This is a genomic window from Trinickia sp. EG282A, from assembly GCF_040965455.1.
GTDB lineage: Bacteria > Pseudomonadota > Gammaproteobacteria > Burkholderiales > Burkholderiaceae > Trinickia > Trinickia symbiotica.
Window position 1 is genome coordinate 583,332 of the sequence record NZ_JBFRCC010000005.1, and the last position, 15,877, is coordinate 599,208.

Here is a 15,877-nt window from a genome sequence, read left to right on the forward strand (position 1 = left end):
ACATGTCCGTTACATTAAATTCCGTTTTTCCGGCCCCTTGAAAGCCGAAGCGGTGACAGAGCATGGACCTTCACACGGTGGGAATGTCAATGGGGGACGACGTCGCTGGTGCGAACAGAAGTCTTAAGCCCCGTGCTAGACTCTCCACCCATGTCCTACTGGCGCAAAGTCTTTCTTGTCGTGCTGCTTGCACTGAGCCTTCCGGTTCAGTCGTTCGCGGCCGTCTCGATGATTTGCGCCACCCAGGATGCGCTCGGTGATGAAGCGACCGCTGACCATCTCCATCAATCTGAACCGGCGGACGGACATGCTGTTATTGCGGCGGACGATGGCCATCGGAGCCATCACCACAACGGTGGCCACCATGTTCACGCGTGTCTGACGTGTGCGTCATGCTGTGTCGGTGCCGCCCTACCGGTTGTGCCTTCTGTTTCCGCGTCGGCTGAGCAGATTCAATTCTCCGCGCCATTGCCTCCCGATGCCGGTGTCGTATTGTTCCTGACCGGCGGCATTGAACGGCCGCCCCGGTCCATTCTCGTCTAAACCGCGCACGCGCAGCCATTCGCTGCGACCAGCAAGTTTATCCAGCGCCCGTCACGGACGCCGGATGATTCACGACGAGAAAAACTCATGCGAACAATTTCTGCGGCGCTCCTCGGCGCGGGCGCAGCGTTGTCGTCGCTCGCGCACGCTACGACTGCAGTTTCCGACCCAACGGATGCAGCGGCATCGGCTCCGGTCGTTACCATTCACTCTGCCTTCGACGGCTACAAGCCGTGGCAGGACGGCGATGCGCCGAGCTGGCAGCAATTGAACCGTGCCGTTGCGCCAACCCGAAGCACGGCCGCCATCACGCACGGTCAGCAACCCGCTGCGGCAGCGGGGGAAAAAAGCAGCCACGAGCACGGAGGCGAATCGAAATGATTCGAAATATCGCCCCGGACCGCATTGCATGCATCGCCCTCGCGACGATACTTCTGGCCGGCTGCACGACATTCTCGAAGGACGGTGGGTTCAACACCGTATCGACGACTGCGTCCGAGCGGCTTGGGAAGAATGCCGTCTACGTCAAGACCGACGAGGACCGCGACGCTGTCTTCAAGCGTACCCAGGAACTCCTATCGAAGCCGCTCGGGATGGACGAGGCCGTCCAGGTTGCGTTGCTGAACAACCGAGGACTCCAGGCTTCATACGGCGAACTCGGCATTTCCGAAGCCGACGTCGTCCAGGCGGGGCGTCTGCCCAATCCTGGCTTCACGTTCAGCCGGACGCACTGGAGCGATGGCTTCGGCATCAGCCGGGCCTTTTCGATGGGCGTACTGGGCGTGCTCACGCTACCAGTAGCGACGCGCATCGAGAGCCAACGGTTTGACGAGACCAAGCTCGAGACGGCCAACGCGATGCTCGCCGTGGCCACTGATGCCCGCAAAGCCTACGTCAACGCTGTGGCTGCCGAGCAGGCAGCACTATACGCCGCTCAGGTCAAGGACTCGGCCGAAGCGGGTGCAGAGCTCGCGTTGCGCATGCGCCAAGCGGGCAGTTTCAGCAAGCTCGACTACGCGCGCGAGCAGGCCTTTTACGCGGAGTCGGTCGCGCAGTTGGCAAGGGCCCGGCAGCAATCAGTCATGGCCCGCGAAAAGCTCACACGCACGATGGGCCTATGGGGTTCACAAACCGAGTACAAGCTGCCAGAGCGCCTGCCTGACTTGCCAAAGGAGCGACCGCAACTGAACGATCTCGAAGGGTTTGCGATGCGGAGCCGCCTCGACATTCAGGCGGCGAAGCTGAAAACACAAAGCGTCGCGACATCTCTCGGGCTCAGCAAGGCGACCCGATTCATCAATGCGCTCGATGTCGGCTACCTCGACAACTTCGAGACCGACAAAGGACACGAGCACGGGTACGAAATCAGTATCGAGATTCCCATCTTCGACTGGGGCAGCGCAAAGATCGCACGCGCTGAGGCCATCTATATGCAGTCGGCGAACCGGCTCGCCCAGACAGCGATTGATGCGCGTTCTGAAGTACGCGAGTCGTATTCCGCCTATGTCACGAGCTACGACGTCGCGAAGCACTACCGCGACGAAGTCGTGCCAGTACGCAAAACCATCTCGGATGAAATGCTGCTGCGCTACAACGGCATGCTCGCAAGCGTGTTCGAACTGCTTGCCGATTCGCGCGACCAGGTTGCTGCCGTCAACGGATACATCGACGCGCTGAAGGACTACTGGCTCGCGGAGACGGACCTGCAGCAGTCCCTTGGCGGCCGCCTTCCGCCGCTCGCGATGGCACCGGCGCCGGGCGCACCGCAGAGCGACCCAGCGCCGACACCTGCAACGCCAACGCAACCGGCCTCGGTGCAGGACTTGCCGTCGTCTGGTCCCGCGACCCAACCGGCGTCGCCGATGAATTCAGAAGGTAAATGAACATGGTTTCACGTCGAAGTTTTCTCGGCGGCTCGGGAGCTGCGCTCCTCGGCGCAGCGTTGGTCAGCAAGGCTGGTGCGGCGTCGCTTCCAGAAGCGCCGACTATGCAAAAGACGGCTACGCAGCCACCGCTCGTCCCGCCCAACGGTCGACCCTATACGCCCGTGGCGACACTCAATGGCTGGACGCTACCGTGGCGGATGAAGAACGGCTGGAAGGAGTTTCATTTGATTGCCGAGCCGGTGGTGCGCGAAATGGCGCCCGGCATGAAGGCGAATCTTTGGGGATACAACGGCCAGGCGCCCGGCCCGACCATCGAAGCCGTCGAAGGCGACAAGGTCCGCATTTTCGTCACCAACAAATTGCCGGAACACACCACTGTTCACTGGCACGGGATGCTGGTGCCGTCCGGCATGGATGGTGTCGGCGGTCTCACGCAGCCGCACATTCCGCCTGGCAAGACGTTCGTCTATGAGTTTCAGCTCGAGCAGCACGGCACATTCATGTACCACCCGCATGCCGACGAAATGGTGCAGATGGCGATGGGCATGATGGGCACGTTCATCGTCCATCCGAAAGACCGCGGCGTCATGCCGGTGGACCGTGACTTCGTGTTCCTGATGTCCGCCTACGACATCGATCCCGGCACCTTCACGCCGCGCGTCAACGAGATGACGGACTTCAACATGTGGACATGGAATGCACGAGTCTTTCCGGGCATCGACCCGCTGCCCGTACGAGCAGGAGACCGGGTCCGCATCCGCTTCGGCAATCTCACGATGACCAATCATCCCATCCATTTGCATGGGTACAGCTTCGAAGTGGCGGGAACCGACGGCGGATGGATTGCGCCCTCCGCACGCTGGCCCGAGGTGACCGTCGACGTGGCAGTCGGCCAGATGCGCGCCATCGAGTTCACGGCAAACCGGGCTGGCGACTGGGCGTTTCATTGCCATAAGTCGCATCACACGATGAACGCGATGGGGCACCAGGTCCCCAACATGATCGGCGTGCCGCAGAAGGACCTCGCCAAGCGCATCAACAAGCTCGTCCCGGACTACATGGCAATGGGCAGCACGGGCGGTTCCATGGGAGAGATGGAAATGCCGTTGCCAGACAACACGCTGCCGATGATGACCGGTACCGGGCCATTCGGTGCGCTGGAAATGGGCGGCATGTTTAGCGTCGTGAAGGTGCGCGAGGGACTCGGCCGCAACGACTATCGCGACCCGGGCTGGTTCAAGCACCCGAAAGGGACCGTCGCCTTCGAGTACACCGGCGAACTGCCGGATAGCTGATTTCATGTAGGCCGAACGCGACTCGGGCCGGTATCCGCTTCCAGGGACAACCTAGCGTGCGTCAACTATTCGACGATGCTACTTGACCAGGTCGCTTCTCTGCAGTAACTTTACGATCGTAATTCAAAAATATGAACCGTGTACAGAAACTGCGAGGCAACCCATGTCCGAAATGGCCGCCGACGCAGCGCGACCTTGCATAGGGTAGGCCTTGCAGGCACTGTCAAACTGAACCGCGCAGACCATATGGCGTCTTGGAAGCCGCCGCACTTCACCGGCGTCGAGTATCGCGTGGAAGACGAGGTCGCCATCGTCACAATGAGCCATCCGCCGGTCAACGGTCTAGGGCTGCGGGTCCGATGCGGACTCGTCGCTGCATTTGAAGCGGCCCGTCGCGATGCGCGGGTTCGGGCGATCGTGCTCAATGGCGGCGGGCGCGGTTTTTCCGCGGGCGGGGATATTCGAGAATTCGGCACGCCCGCGGCGACGGCTTCGCCAGCGTTGTCGCTGCACGTTCACCCTGTAATCGAGGCGAGCGACAAGCCGGTGATTGCGGCAATCCACGGCTTTGCGATCGGCGGAGGTCTGGAAACCGCGTTGGTTTGCCACTATCGGGTTGTCGCGGGCGATTCGAAAATCGGCCTGCCGGAGTGCAAGCTCGGCGTCATTCCTTTGTCAGGCACGCAGCGCTTGCCGCGCGTGCTGGGGCTCGCACACTCGATCCAATTCATTCTTGATGGCCGGATCGTGCCAGCAAGAACTTTCAGAGACACAAAGTTATTTGACCGCGTTGTCGAAGCCGATGAACGCGAAGTATTATGTGTTGCGTTAGAACTGGCGCGAGAAAAGATGGGTACTACGTCGCTGCCGTTGATACGCCGCCTACCGTTTCCCCCTTGCGACTGGGTTCAGGTTGTCGCTGAAGCGCGCGCACGTCTTGCCAACAGCGATGCAATAGAAAGCGAGTGCCTGAATGCGATCGCTGCAGCGGCCGAGTCTTCCGATTTCGATTCAGGGATGGCGGCAGCCCGTGCAATCTATGATCGACTCGTTGCCTCCGATGAGGTGTCGAGGCAGCGGGATCACTTTTTCCTATCGCGCCAGATCCGTCCGAAATCATGCGAGTAATGCTCGTAACAGGCTCACCAGGGCGAGTGGCTGATCGAGCATCATGTGATGGCCCGCGCATGGCATGGTGATGGGGCCCTTTGCGGTGGGAATGGCTGCGACGATGTCGCGCGCGCGATCGGCGCTGACTACGCTGCTGCATTCGGCGTGAACGTAGCTGACCGGAACCTTGATGCGAGTCAGCAGGTCCGCTTCGCCTTCGACTGGTTGGACATTTCGCAACTTCGGATCGAAGCGCCATACCCAGCCGTCGTGGGTTTGACGAAGCGATGTCCGCGCGAGATGCTCTAGGAGCCACGGCTCGCAATCCTGGTCAGGGATGAGCCGAAAGCGGCTGACTGCGGTTTGCCAGTCCGGATAGGGGCGCGGCGGCGGGCGTCGTTCGACCATCGGCAATGTATCGCCGCGCAGCTTGAAATACGAGTCGAGCACGATCGCATGCGAGAGACGGTCGGGAAAGGTCGCGCATGCCTGGAGCAGACGCGATCCGCCGAAGCTGTGGCCCACCACGACGGATGGTCCGGCGCCGATCGCGTCGACCACGGCGGCGAGGTCGTGGACGAATACATCGGCGCTATATTCCTGCCTGTAGCCGCTATCACCCATGCCGCTGAAATCCAAAGCGAACACGCGAAAGCGATCGGTGAAGAACGGTGCGATAAAGTCCCACCAGTGCGCGTGTCCGAGAAAGCCGTGTGCAAAAACAAGTGGGGGCTTGCCTATGTCGGCGGCATTCCACGAGACGTAATGCACGGTGGCCCCGCTCGTTTCGGTAAAGTGCGATCGACGCGGCTCGAGTATCGCGCGATCGAACCAGGACGGGACACGAGCATTCATCTGGTTTCTTCCATAGGTGAGTCTGGCGCTGATATGGACGCTCGATTTGCCTTGATCCAGTCTGCCATCGGTGTCAGCTGTATACCAAGCTCTGCAAGCGAATCGATATCGACGCGATATCCGACCGCGTTGATCCATTCCTGCGCATTCACCCAGCCGGGAGAGAGGCCTTCGGCTAGCGCTTCGTCGGGGGAAACGCACGAGATTCTGATTTGTACCCCGAAGGCCAGGCTGAGGCGATGCGCGACTTCAAACATCGTGAGCTTTTCCGCAGCCAGAGGCACTGTCTCGCCATGCCAGCGTTGCGGATCACTTAGCGCGCTCGCGGCTAGCGCACCGACGTCGTCGGCGGCAATCCAATCGAGTCGCGTTTCGGCGCGCAAGGCGCTGAGCAGCACGCCCTCGTGCAAATGCGGAAACATCGCGCGGGATTTCGGCTCAGCAAGGTTGTCCATCATGAATGCTGGCTGCAAGACCGTCCACGATTCGAAGCCCGCCGAGCGAACAGCCTCTTCAACCTCCCATTTGTCGGTCCAGTATTTCCTGTTCCAACGCTTTTCATTCCAGCCCGGAAAGGTTTGGTGATTGCCGGATTGCGCGACGGAGGTATGAACGAACTGAGTGACGCCCGCGTTACGCGCTGCGTCGATGAGCGCAAAACCGTGGCGCCGTTCGCTGTCGCTGTGGTCGAAATCGGGAAGCAGTACGGAAAAGACAGAACCGGTGCCCTTCAGCGCTTCTTCGAGCGACTCGCGTTCGTCCAAATCTCCGCGCAGTGCCTTCGCACCTTTTTCGATGAGTGCCCGTGCTGCCGGCGAGTCTGGATCTCGCGTCAGGAAGCGCACTTGGCGCCCGGCGCGAAGCAAGTGGCGAGCGGTGGCTCCCCCTTGCGCGCCGGTTGCGCCGATGACGAGTACCGCGTCGGATGAATCGATCATGACTTATCCCTTCGCCGAGCGAAAGAAGTAGGCGACGCATGTCGTGGCTCGGTGGCTTATGCACTATGACTCTTGACTCGGATCCGGTGAGAGTCATCGCAGATGCGCGGCCTGGTGCTCGGAGAGCGTTCCAATATTAACACGATGTTCGAAAAAGTCGGGCGCGACACACAGCGGCTGGTCGCGCCGCCTTTCTGCTTTCTCATGCGGACATCAGCGATAACCCGAGGTTGCGATTGTCCGCCTTGCGGGGGTACAGTTAATATTAGAAGGCTAGGAAAATAGAAGTGATGTGCCGGTGAAGCAGTGCGAGCTCGATGGCGGCTGAAGTGCTGCACAGAAACAGGCCAAACTTCTTTCACAGAAATTAGAGATCTAATAGAATGGCAACGATCTAACCAGCGGGCGGCAGATGCCGCCGGGAGACGAAACATGTTGACGGTCCAAGAGAACGAGTTGCTGTGCCGGGTTGAAGGCGACGCCCCAATGGGGAAACTCATGCGGCGGCACTGGACCCCTGTCTGTCTGATCGAAGAGGTCAGCGAGCCGGACGGCGCGCCTGTCAAGGCGCGCGTCTTAGGTGAGGATCTGGTCGTATTCCGCGATACGGAACGGCGGGTAGGTGTCATGGACGAGTATTGTCCGCATCGGCGCGCGTCGCTGGTGTACGGCCGCAATGAAGATTGCGGACTTCGGTGCCTGTATCACGGCTGGAAGATGGACGTGGCCGGCAATGTCATTGAGATGGTCTCGGAACCGGCAGCGAGTACCATGAACCAAAAGGTCAAGCACAAGGCGTATCAGACAAAGGAGTGGGGCGGCATGATATGGGCCTATATGGGGCCTCAGGATGCGATTCCCGAGTTTGTTCCGCCGCCGTGGGCGCCGACCGCGGAAACGCGCGTCACGATCGCGAAAGCGCTGCTGCCGTGCAACTGGGCGCAAGTTCTCGAAGGCGCCATCGATTCCGCGCACAGCTCAAGTCTCCACTCGTCCGACTTCGTGCCGGCTCGTGTTGACGGCGCGGAAGCGACGGACAAGAACTGGTTGAGGCCATCTACCGACAAGGCGCCGCGCCTGCAAGTCGAGCGCACGAGCTACGGTTTTCGGTACGCTGCGATCCGACGGCCGATCTTCAATGCAAACACGCACGAGTACGTTCGTTCGACGGTATTCGTCGCGCCCGCAACGGTTCTGATCCCGCCCAACAATCTCTACAACGTGGCGAACGTGAACGTTCCGATGGATGACGAGAATACGGCGTTCTATTTCATCGCTTGGGGCGATCCTAAGACCACGCCCGAGACCGAAACCTGGCGCAAATTCCTCTGCCAGCAGGTGGGGGTGGACCTGGACGAGCGCTACCGTCCCCTGCGCAATCACGAGAACAGGTTTTGGCAGGACCGGGAGGCTATGAAGGCCGGAAACTTCACCGGCATCAAGGGCTTCCCTAATCAGGACATCGCCATGTGGGTGACGATGGGGCCGATCGCCAATCGCTCCGACGAGCGGCTCGGTGCGAGCGATCTCGCGATCGTCGAGTTTCGTAAGCGGATGCTCGAGGCACTGCGCGAGTTCGACAATGGCGCATCGGCAATTGGAACCGCCGAGCTGGCCGCGTCGCAGACAGTCTGTTCGTTCCAGGCAGTAATCCCGAAGGAAGTGGACTGGCGGGCGTACGAGGCGAGGTACGTCTGGGGAGATATGGACCAGCCGGCGCTCGAAACAAACTACCAGGTGACGCGTTAAATGTCCGCGGACGCAGAGGAACCGCGTCGGTTACGCATCGGTGTGGCCGGACTGGGGCGAGCATTTTCGTTGATGCTGCCAACGTTTCTGGCTGACCGACGGGTAGAGCTGATCGCCGCTTGCGACCCACGTGCGGAAGCCCGGCAGCAGTTCGCGAAGGACTTCTCGGCGTCGACGTATGCCGATGTCCGGGAGCTTGCCGCCGACCCGGACGTCGAGGCGATCTATATCGCCAGTCCGCACCAGTTTCACGCGGCGCATACGGAGATCGCGGCAGCGGGAGGGAAGCATGTTCTCGTCGAAAAGCCGATGGCCCTGACTCTCGCGGAATGCGACCGGATGATCGACGCCTGTCGCCAGGCAGGCGTTGCACTTATCGTGGGTCATTGCCACAGCTTTGACACCCCGTATCTTGAGACGCGAAGGCTTGTTGCGAGCGGGGAGTTCGGAGCAATCAAAATGATCCATGCTCTGAATTTTACCGACTACCTCTATCGTCCTCGCCGTCCCGAAGAACTATCGACGGCAGAAGGAGGCGGCGCGGTTTTCAGTCAGGCCGCGCATCAGGTGGACATCGTGCGGTTGTTGGTGGGTTCGCGGGCGAGGCGTCTCAGAGCGACAGTCGGGCGATGGGACGCAGAAAGGCCGACGGAGGGGGCGTATAGCGCCATCATCTGGTTCGAGTGCGGTGCGTTCGCCTCCCTCTCGTACAGCGGATACGGACATTTCGACTCCGACGAATGGATGGGCTGGATCGGTGAGATGGGCGCGGCGAAGAGTCCGGACGCGTATGGAAGCGCAAGACGGCGATTGGCGACGCTGCAGTCTCCTGAGCAAGAGGCGCGGCTCAAGGCTGAGGGAACCTACGGTGGTGCCTCCTACAAGCCGCCGTCCCCAGAACGTTTATCCCTCTGCCATCAGCATTTCGGTCCGATGATCGTGTCCTGCGAACGAGGGGACCTCCGGCCAATGGCCGACAGCATTCTCGTTTATGGCGATAGGTGTTCGGAACAACGACCTCTCGACTTGCCGTCGGTACCGCGAAGTGAAGTGATCGACGAGCTGTACGCCGCGGTCCTGGAGAAGGCGCCACCGATTCACGATGGCGAATGGGCCAGAGGGACGCTGGAGATATGTCTCGCGATGCTGAAGTCGAACGAACAAGAAAGGGACGTCGAACTGTAGGTCCGCCCGCCAGTCGCCTCTAAAGAGAGAAGGCCGCATCTGCGGCCTTCTCGCATTACAGACTATTCAGGATACCGCCAAAAGCCCAAGCCGATGGTTGAATCCACCGCCGATCCGCACGGCGTATTTCTGCGCCGACCTCAGGCAGGGCAGCGTCTTGCGCGTGCGCTCGGCTGTCAAGGGGCTTCTGGCTGGTCCGTGAATTTCACCGAGTCAGCCGTTCTCGTATTCTTCGCCACGCGAAGCAATGAGATTGCCAAACTCCCGTGTGGACGGGATCCGACGAGCAGGATCGTCCGACTCCGCTTCATCCCTCGCCATATTCTCTATGATGGTGAGCAACACCTTCCGGGCGATCTTGATCTCACTTTCTTTCAATCCTCTGACGCTTATCTCGTTCACCTCCTCCGCAAGCGGCACGAGCTTTTTCTTGAGGCTTTTGCCTTTGGGAGTGAGGTAGACATAGGTGTTCTTCCGGTTGTCGGGCGCCTGCCTGCGTTCGACATAGCCCAGCTTCTCCATTGCAGAGACAGCCGTGAACGTAGTCGGCGTCATCACGCCGGCCTCGACGCTCAGCTCTTTTTGCGTGAGACCGTCCTGCTCCCAGAGGATGCGGAGAAACGCCCAGTGTCCAAACGACACCTCATATTGGGCCAGGCGCATGTGCAAGCCTCGCACCATTGCTCGCGCTGCATCCTTGACCAAGTGTGCAAGCCGGTCATTCGGAACCGCTTCCCGCCAGTGGCGGAGCATCGCGTCGGACGTTGAATGTTCCTTCAAATTGCGTTGAGAAGCCATGGGCTTTGCCGTGTCGAGAATTGCATCGCTCACAATGTTATCGCGTTCTCGCGCCGCCTGGCATCAACACCGATTCGGCTATCCCGTCTTCACGCACGCGCGGCCTCGCGGTCGATCCTGAATACGCTTACCAGTTCTTCCAGCTCTTGAGACTGACTGCGCAGACTCTCCGCGGCGGCCGCAGCCTCCTCGACGAGCGCCGCGTTTTGCTGCGTCACCTGGTCCATCTGGGCGACAGCCTGATTGACCTGCTCGATGCCTGTCCCCTGCTCCAGTCCCGCCGAGGCGATTTCGGCGATGATGCGCGCGACCCGACGCACGCTGTCAACGACTTCTTCGATCGTTCCTTCCGCCTGTCCGACCTGCCGGCCGCCGACCTCGACCCGCAAGGCCGAATCCGTTATTAGGCTCTTGACGTCCTTCGCCGCGGTGGCGCTGCGCTGTGCAAGACTGCGCACTTCGGTCGCGACAACGGCGAACCCGCGGCCTTGCTCACCCGCGCGCGCTGCTTCGACCGCGGCGTTCAGGGCGAGGATGTTGGTCTGAAACGCGATGCTCTCGATGACGCCGATGATGTCTGCGACCTTGTTCGACGCTTCACTGATCGCGCTCATCGTGCCTGTCACCTGCGCCATCACATCGCCTCCTTTCGCTGCGATATCCGATGCGGCGGTCGCGAGCTCGTTGGCTTGCGATGCGCTGTCGCAGTTGCGTTTAACCGTCGTCGTAAGCTCCTCCATCGACGCGGCGGTTTGTTGCAGTGAGGCCGCCTGCTCCTCGGTGCGCGCAGACAAATCGAGGTTGCCAGCGGCGATTTGCCGCGAGGCGCTCGCGATTGCCTCGGTTCCGTTGCGCACGCGCCCAACGATGAGAGAGAGGTTGTCGCGCATAGCACCGATGGCGGCGAGCAGGCTCGTGTCGTCGCCCGGCTTGCGATGCACTTGCGTAGCCAGGTCGCCGGCCGCAATACGCTTCGATACTTGCACGGCATACGACGGCTCGCCACCGAGCTCGCCCAACAGGTGGCGCACGATGGCGAAGCCGAGTCCGGATACTATCGCCATCGTCGCTGCAGCCACAATCATGACCAACCACAGCACGCGGCGAACGATGACTGCCGCATCGTCGCTGCCTTGCTGCCCGAGTTGGACGTTGTAACCGCGGTGGTCCACCAGTGCAGCGTTGAGTTTGTCCGCCAAGGGCATCAATTGCGAGTGTGCGAGCGCGAAAGCGGCCGAGGCGTCCGACTTGGACAAATTGAGTGTCTTTTCGAGCAGCCCACCGTAGTTCGCGAGCAATTCGCGATCAGCGGCAAGCATCGCACGATCGCGATCGTCAGAGACCAACGGCTCATAGCGTTTCAGCGCTTCGACGATACGTTGGTGCTCAGCGCTGATGTTATTGGCGATCTCGTTCTTCTCGGCTGCATCCGTGCTCAGCAGATGTTGATATACGAGGACCCGTGTCGTGCTGAAGCCACCTTGTGCGTCGTCAAGGGCCACGAGGCTCGGGACGGTGTTAACGCTCGCGTAGGAAGCTGAATCGTAGACGCGTTGTATTTGGTGGAACGCGAGCCCCGATATAAGCGAGAGGCCAAGCGTGGCGCACGCGATCAGAACAGTCAGCCGCTTCCCGACACTCAATCGATAGAACCACATCATGCCAACCCTCCCCAGGTATCGTTTCAAAAAGCGGCTGGTAATCGGCCGGCTCGAAAGCGGACTGGCCTTGCCGATCTTTACGGCGCTTTTGCGGCGATCTTGAAGCCTGGGGTTTACGCGGCATTACATCGTGATTAGTACTACGGTTTCGATCGGTCAGAGCTTGAAGCTCTCAAGACTGGCTGGATGAAACAACTCTTTCGCCTCCAGCAGGCGCGCCGAGAGACCCTCGTCGAAGTGTTGCTTGAGGAACCGATTGAGGACGCCTTCGTTCGCCGCGAATCCGTATGACCAGAAATCCGAGCCCATCAGCTTGCGTGCGGCACGCAGATGATCTTCCACGAAGGGTAGGGTAACCTTCGTCGCCGAAGTGTCGTTCAGGCGGGAAAGCGCGATAGCCTTCGATTTTTCGAATGCCTTCACCGCGGCTCCGGGCAACCAAGGATGACGCTCGGCGAGTTCCTTGCGGATGCCCAACGTGTGCATGATGGGAAAAATCGATGTCCGACGGTACCATTCCGCGGCGCTCGCGTGAGGGTCTTCAAACAGGTACCTGATCTGCGGATGCCCTCGCTCAAAGCACGACGGCGCTCGAGGCCCGATGAGTGCGTCGATTTCGCCGGTTTCGAGCATGCCAGAGATTGTCTTTCCTTCCGGTGCGTTCTCGAGGTGCACTTCCGGCGGAAGCTTAAGGGCGATCTTTTCTACGCGCGTGGGGTCTTCGTAGCCTCCCCGAACCCAGGTGACGTCAGATGGTTTTACGCCATACTCTTCGTCGAGGAACAGGCGGACCCAGACGTTTGCCGTGAGCTGATATTCCGGAACGCCGATCCGCTTGCCCTTCAAATCTGCGGGACAGCTGATTCCGCGGTCGGCGCGGACGTAGATGGACGTGTGGCGAAAAGCGCGCGAGGGGAAGACTGGCACAGCGATATACGGCGAGATCCCCGCTGCGGTCTTGACAGAGTAGCTGCTCAGTGAGAGTTCGCAGACGTCGTAGTCCGCATGCCGGAACGCCCGGAAGAAAATTTCCTCCGGCTCCTGCAACATGAATACAGGGTCGACGCCATCGATTAGGACGTCACCATCGACGAGCGGGCGGATGCGGTCATAGTTCCCGACGGCAATGGAAAGCTGAAGCTTGCTCATTGATACTCCGGTATCGATTGCAAAATGTTTTGCGTGAAAGGGCGGTCATGCGGGCTTTTTGACGGGCACACCGAGCAGGACGGCGACGCCCCCGAGGAAAACAAGAACGGCGACGAGAACGAGGCCGACCGCGAAGCTCCCCGTGACACTTTTGATCCAACCCAAGACGATCGGACCGAAGAACGCGCCGATCTGCCCGAGGCTACTGATGACGCCGATGCCGCCTGCCGCGGCATCGCCGGTTAGATAGGTTGGCGGGATGGACCAGATGATCGCTGCGGCAGCAAAGTAGCTGATCGACACGAGACTGAGGCACACAATCGCCGCAGACCAGTTATGAGTCAGCAGGGTGAGCGTCGCGGCTCCAATGGCACCCGCGGTCGTCGATGCGACGAAGTGCCATCGGCGCTCGAGCATCAGGTCTGAGCTTCGCGCGATTATCAGCATGCCGACCGCGCCGACGATATAAGGCAATGCCGACAGCAGGCCGATGTGCAGTATGTTGCTGATGCCAGCTAGCTTGATGATCGTCGGTGTCCAGTAGTTCAGGATCGTGCCGCAAAGCGGCACGGTCGCCCAACCGGCGGCCATAACGTAGACCTTTGGGTCGCGAAGGGCAGCGAGCAGCCTGTTCGGCGCATCATTGGGCTTTGCGCGTCGGTCCGCCTCGATGTCATCGATGATGATTTGCTTCTGATCGTTAGTCAGCCAGTGTGCTTCCTCGGGACGGTCGGTAAGATAGAAGAACGCAACGACGCCAGCGATGACCGCGGGAAGGCCTTCGAGAAAGAACAGCCATTGCCAGTTTCGATAGCCCCAGACATCGGCGAAGTTCTGAAGGATGAAACCGGAAAGAGGGCCGCCGATAACGCCTGCAGCCGCAATGGCCAGCAGGAAGCGCGATGTGATTCGCGCCCGACGCACCGCGGGATACCAGTAAGTCAGGTAGAGGATGATGCCAGGCCAAAAACCGGCTTCCGCTGCACCCAGCAATGTGCGGGCAAGGTAAAACTGCCATGGGGCCGTCATGAATGCCATCGCGGTCGAGATGCTGCCCCACAGCAGCATGATGCGCGTGACAGTCCGGCGCGCACCGATGCGTTTGAGTAGCAGAGTGCTCGGCACTTCGAGCAGGATGTAACCGATGAAAAAAAGACTCACACCGAGTCCGTACGCTGCATCACTGAGACCCAGATCCTGCTTCAACTGTAGTTGGGCGAAACTGACGTTGACCCGATCGAGATAGTTGAGCACCCAACACAAGAAGAGAAAAGTCATCAACCGGAGGGTGACCTTCCTGTAAGTTCCCTCGACTTCCTGTGCATCCGCTATGGTGCGCCCGGACGAATGTCCATATCTCATCGCTGAATCTGTCATCTGCGTCTCCGGGTTTCCTTGCTTCATTGCGCGATATGCCCCGGCTGCGGGGCGATCGCTCTCACGCAGTCAGCATGGTAATTAGACATCTAATTGTAGAGGTTAGGGAAGCTGAGAGTTTTTGGCAACCAAGGGTTTGTACCGACGAACACCACCTGCACCCCGCGCCGAATCGCAGTACTATTAGATATCTAATGATGAGCGCGAGCACGATTGCCGCGAATGATTCCATGGAGACCGGTATGAGCACCTTCCAGGACGATGTCCTGTCAAGTTTGAAAATCGTGGGCAAGCAGCGAGTAGCGCGCGACATCTGGCGTTTCGAGCTGCGCAGTCCCGCCGGAGACGACCTGCCACCCTTTGAGGCGGGGGCCAACATCACCGTACAGGTACCAAGCGGCGCTCGGCGCCGCTACTCGCTCTGCAACAGTCCCGAGGAACGCCACCGTTACGTCATTGCGGTAAAGCGGGATGCCAACGGTCGCGGTGGTTCGATCAGTATGATCGACGATACGAGGGAGGGTGATCTGATCTTCGCATCGGCGCCGAGGAACGACTTTCCGCTCGATGCGCGGGCGCATGAGTTCATCTTGATCGCAGGGGGAATCGGTATTACGCCGATGCTCTCGATGATGCATCAATTGCGTTCGGAAGCGCTGCGCAAATTCCGATTGATATACGTCGCTCGGGATCCGGAGGCGACGGCGTTTCTTGACGATCTCTCGAGCGATGAGTGGCGACCGTACGTCAAGGTCCATCATGACTATGGCGACCCTTCTAAGTCGTTCGACTTCTGGTCGGTGTTCGAACGGCCGGGTAAAGCGCACGTGTATTGTTGCGGGCCGCGCCCCTTGATGGATGCGGTCAGGGATATGACGGGACACTGGTCGCCAGGAAGCATTCACTTCGAGAGCTTTGGTGTCGATGGCTCGGTTCTTAGAGAGAACAAACGATTTGTTGTCAGACTGGCAAGATCGGGCGGTAGCTACGAGATCCCGGCTGACAAGACCATTCTCGAGGTACTCCGTGCGGCAGGTATTCGGGTTGCCAGCTCATGCGAGAGCGGGACATGTGGTTCGTGTCGGACTGGGCTTTGCGGCGGTACGCCAGATCATCGTGACCTCGTATTGCTGGAAGAAGAGAAGAAAAGCCAGATCATGGTTTGCGTGTCGCGTGCGACGTCGGAGGAACTCCTGTTGGACCTCTGAAGTGGGTCGGCCCCTCGGGACGAGATGTGAGGATCCCCGCATGTTCGTGGTGGGGACGACAAGGGCAATAGAGGCAAGTTGCCATCCGCCGCCAATGGCGGCGTGATCATTTGGATGTGCGCC

The 15,877-nt window shown here is 60.0% G+C and carries 14 protein-coding genes and 1 pseudogene; 8 read left to right on the forward strand and 7 right to left on the reverse strand.

Going from position 1 to position 15,877, the window contains the following annotated elements:
• Positions 1-150: 150 nt before the first annotated feature.
• From AB4Y31_RS25540 to AB4Y31_RS25560, 5 genes are all read left to right on the forward strand, one after another.
• Positions 151-543 (forward strand): hypothetical protein, encoded by a 393-nt coding sequence (locus tag AB4Y31_RS25540; RefSeq protein ID WP_368676421.1) that lies wholly within the window; start codon positions 151-153, stop codon positions 541-543.
• Positions 544-630: 87 nt separating this feature from the next.
• Entirely contained in the window at positions 631-924 is a 294-nt protein-coding gene (locus tag AB4Y31_RS25545) for a hypothetical protein (protein ID WP_368676422.1), read from the forward strand.
• Complete coding sequence (locus AB4Y31_RS25550; RefSeq protein ID WP_368676423.1) at positions 921-2,426, forward strand: TolC family protein; 1,506 nt, start codon at positions 921-923, stop codon at positions 2,424-2,426. The genes AB4Y31_RS25545 and AB4Y31_RS25550 overlap by 4 nt, the downstream gene beginning before the upstream one ends.
• Positions 2,423-3,724, forward strand: a complete 1,302-nt coding sequence (locus AB4Y31_RS25555; protein ID WP_368676424.1) for a multicopper oxidase domain-containing protein — start codon at positions 2,423-2,425, stop codon at positions 3,722-3,724. The genes AB4Y31_RS25550 and AB4Y31_RS25555 overlap by 4 nt, the downstream gene beginning before the upstream one ends.
• Before the next feature lie 291 nt (positions 3,725-4,015).
• Entirely contained in the window at positions 4,016-4,852 is an 837-nt protein-coding gene (locus AB4Y31_RS25560) for an enoyl-CoA hydratase-related protein (protein ID WP_368676425.1), read from the forward strand.
• Here AB4Y31_RS25560 and AB4Y31_RS25565 read toward each other — a convergent pair.
• Positions 4,841-5,689 carry an alpha/beta fold hydrolase gene (locus AB4Y31_RS25565; RefSeq protein WP_368676426.1) on the reverse strand — a complete coding sequence of 283 codons (849 nt, stop codon included), beginning with the start codon at positions 5,687-5,689 and terminating at the stop codon, positions 4,841-4,843. The two genes, AB4Y31_RS25560 and AB4Y31_RS25565, sit on opposite strands and share 12 nt — an antisense overlap.
• Positions 5,686-6,627: an NmrA/HSCARG family protein gene (locus tag AB4Y31_RS25570; RefSeq protein ID WP_368676427.1), complete on the reverse strand. Its 942-nt coding sequence runs from the start codon at positions 6,625-6,627 to the stop codon at positions 5,686-5,688. Before AB4Y31_RS25570 ends, AB4Y31_RS25565 begins: the two co-directional genes overlap by 4 nt.
• A 432-nt stretch (positions 6,628-7,059) precedes the next feature.
• Between AB4Y31_RS25570 and AB4Y31_RS25575 the strand changes: the two genes are divergently transcribed.
• Together AB4Y31_RS25575 and AB4Y31_RS25580 are read left to right on the forward strand one after the other, a co-directional pair.
• Positions 7,060-8,376, forward strand: coding sequence for a Rieske 2Fe-2S domain-containing protein (locus tag AB4Y31_RS25575; protein ID WP_368676428.1), 1,317 nt, complete (start codon positions 7,060-7,062; stop codon positions 8,374-8,376).
• Positions 8,377-9,561 (forward strand): Gfo/Idh/MocA family oxidoreductase, encoded by a 1,185-nt coding sequence (locus AB4Y31_RS25580; protein ID WP_368676429.1) that lies wholly within the window; start codon positions 8,377-8,379, stop codon positions 9,559-9,561. It begins immediately after the preceding gene.
• Positions 9,562-9,642: 81 nt separating this feature from the next.
• On the opposite strand, the pseudogene AB4Y31_RS25585 reads toward AB4Y31_RS25580, so the two are convergent.
• The 5 genes and pseudogenes from AB4Y31_RS25585 to AB4Y31_RS25605 all read right to left on the reverse strand — a co-directional run.
• A pseudogene (locus tag AB4Y31_RS25585) lies at positions 9,643-9,726 on the reverse strand (nicotinate-nucleotide diphosphorylase (carboxylating)); the annotation flags it as partial.
• Between the two features lie 48 nt (positions 9,727-9,774).
• Complete coding sequence (locus tag AB4Y31_RS25590; RefSeq protein WP_368676595.1) at positions 9,775-10,359, reverse strand: MarR family winged helix-turn-helix transcriptional regulator; 585 nt, start codon at positions 10,357-10,359, stop codon at positions 9,775-9,777.
• 89 nt (positions 10,360-10,448) lie between these two features.
• The gene (locus AB4Y31_RS25595; RefSeq protein ID WP_368676430.1) at positions 10,449-12,020 is read right to left on the reverse strand and encodes a methyl-accepting chemotaxis protein; all 1,572 of its coding nucleotides are present in this window, start codon (positions 12,018-12,020) and stop codon (positions 10,449-10,451) included.
• 156 nt (positions 12,021-12,176) lie between these two features.
• Positions 12,177-13,169: an ABC transporter substrate-binding protein gene (locus AB4Y31_RS25600; protein WP_368676431.1), complete on the reverse strand. Its 993-nt coding sequence runs from the start codon at positions 13,167-13,169 to the stop codon at positions 12,177-12,179.
• Positions 13,170-13,214: 45 nt separating this feature from the next.
• Positions 13,215-14,531 (reverse strand): MFS transporter, encoded by a 1,317-nt coding sequence (locus tag AB4Y31_RS25605; protein ID WP_368676596.1) that lies wholly within the window; start codon positions 14,529-14,531, stop codon positions 13,215-13,217.
• A 257-nt stretch (positions 14,532-14,788) separates the two neighbouring features.
• Between AB4Y31_RS25605 and AB4Y31_RS25610 the strand changes: the two genes are divergently transcribed.
• Positions 14,789-15,754, forward strand: a complete 966-nt coding sequence (locus tag AB4Y31_RS25610) for a 2Fe-2S iron-sulfur cluster-binding protein (RefSeq protein ID WP_368676432.1) — start codon at positions 14,789-14,791, stop codon at positions 15,752-15,754.
• Positions 15,755-15,877 lie beyond the last annotated feature (123 nt).

Excerpts from the sequence above, each read along its gene's own strand:
- AB4Y31_RS25610 (WP_368676432.1), top strand. The coding sequence starts at position 14,789 with ATGAGCACCTTCCAGGACGATGTCCTGTCAAGTTTGAAAATCGTGGGC.
- AB4Y31_RS25555 (WP_368676424.1), top strand. The coding sequence starts at position 2,423 with ATGAACATGGTTTCACGTCGAAGTTTTCTCGGCGGCTCGGGAGCTGCG.
- AB4Y31_RS25570 (WP_368676427.1), bottom strand. The coding sequence starts at position 6,627 with ATGATCGATTCATCCGACGCGGTACTCGTCATCGGCGCAACCGGCGCG.
- AB4Y31_RS25605 (WP_368676596.1), bottom strand. The coding sequence starts at position 14,531 with ATGAGATATGGACATTCGTCCGGGCGCACCATAGCGGATGCACAGGAA.
- AB4Y31_RS25565 (WP_368676426.1), bottom strand. The coding sequence starts at position 5,689 with ATGAATGCTCGTGTCCCGTCCTGGTTCGATCGCGCGATACTCGAGCCG.
- AB4Y31_RS25575 (WP_368676428.1), top strand. The coding sequence starts at position 7,060 with ATGTTGACGGTCCAAGAGAACGAGTTGCTGTGCCGGGTTGAAGGCGAC.
- AB4Y31_RS25545 (WP_368676422.1), top strand. The coding sequence starts at position 631 with ATGCGAACAATTTCTGCGGCGCTCCTCGGCGCGGGCGCAGCGTTGTCG.
- AB4Y31_RS25540 (WP_368676421.1), top strand. The coding sequence starts at position 151 with ATGTCCTACTGGCGCAAAGTCTTTCTTGTCGTGCTGCTTGCACTGAGC.
- AB4Y31_RS25600 (WP_368676431.1), bottom strand. The coding sequence starts at position 13,169 with ATGAGCAAGCTTCAGCTTTCCATTGCCGTCGGGAACTATGACCGCATC.
- AB4Y31_RS25590 (WP_368676595.1), bottom strand. The coding sequence starts at position 10,359 with ATGGCTTCTCAACGCAATTTGAAGGAACATTCAACGTCCGACGCGATG.
- AB4Y31_RS25580 (WP_368676429.1), top strand. The coding sequence starts at position 8,377 with ATGTCCGCGGACGCAGAGGAACCGCGTCGGTTACGCATCGGTGTGGCC.
- AB4Y31_RS25595 (WP_368676430.1), bottom strand. The coding sequence starts at position 12,020 with ATGATGTGGTTCTATCGATTGAGTGTCGGGAAGCGGCTGACTGTTCTG.
- AB4Y31_RS25550 (WP_368676423.1), top strand. The coding sequence starts at position 921 with ATGATTCGAAATATCGCCCCGGACCGCATTGCATGCATCGCCCTCGCG.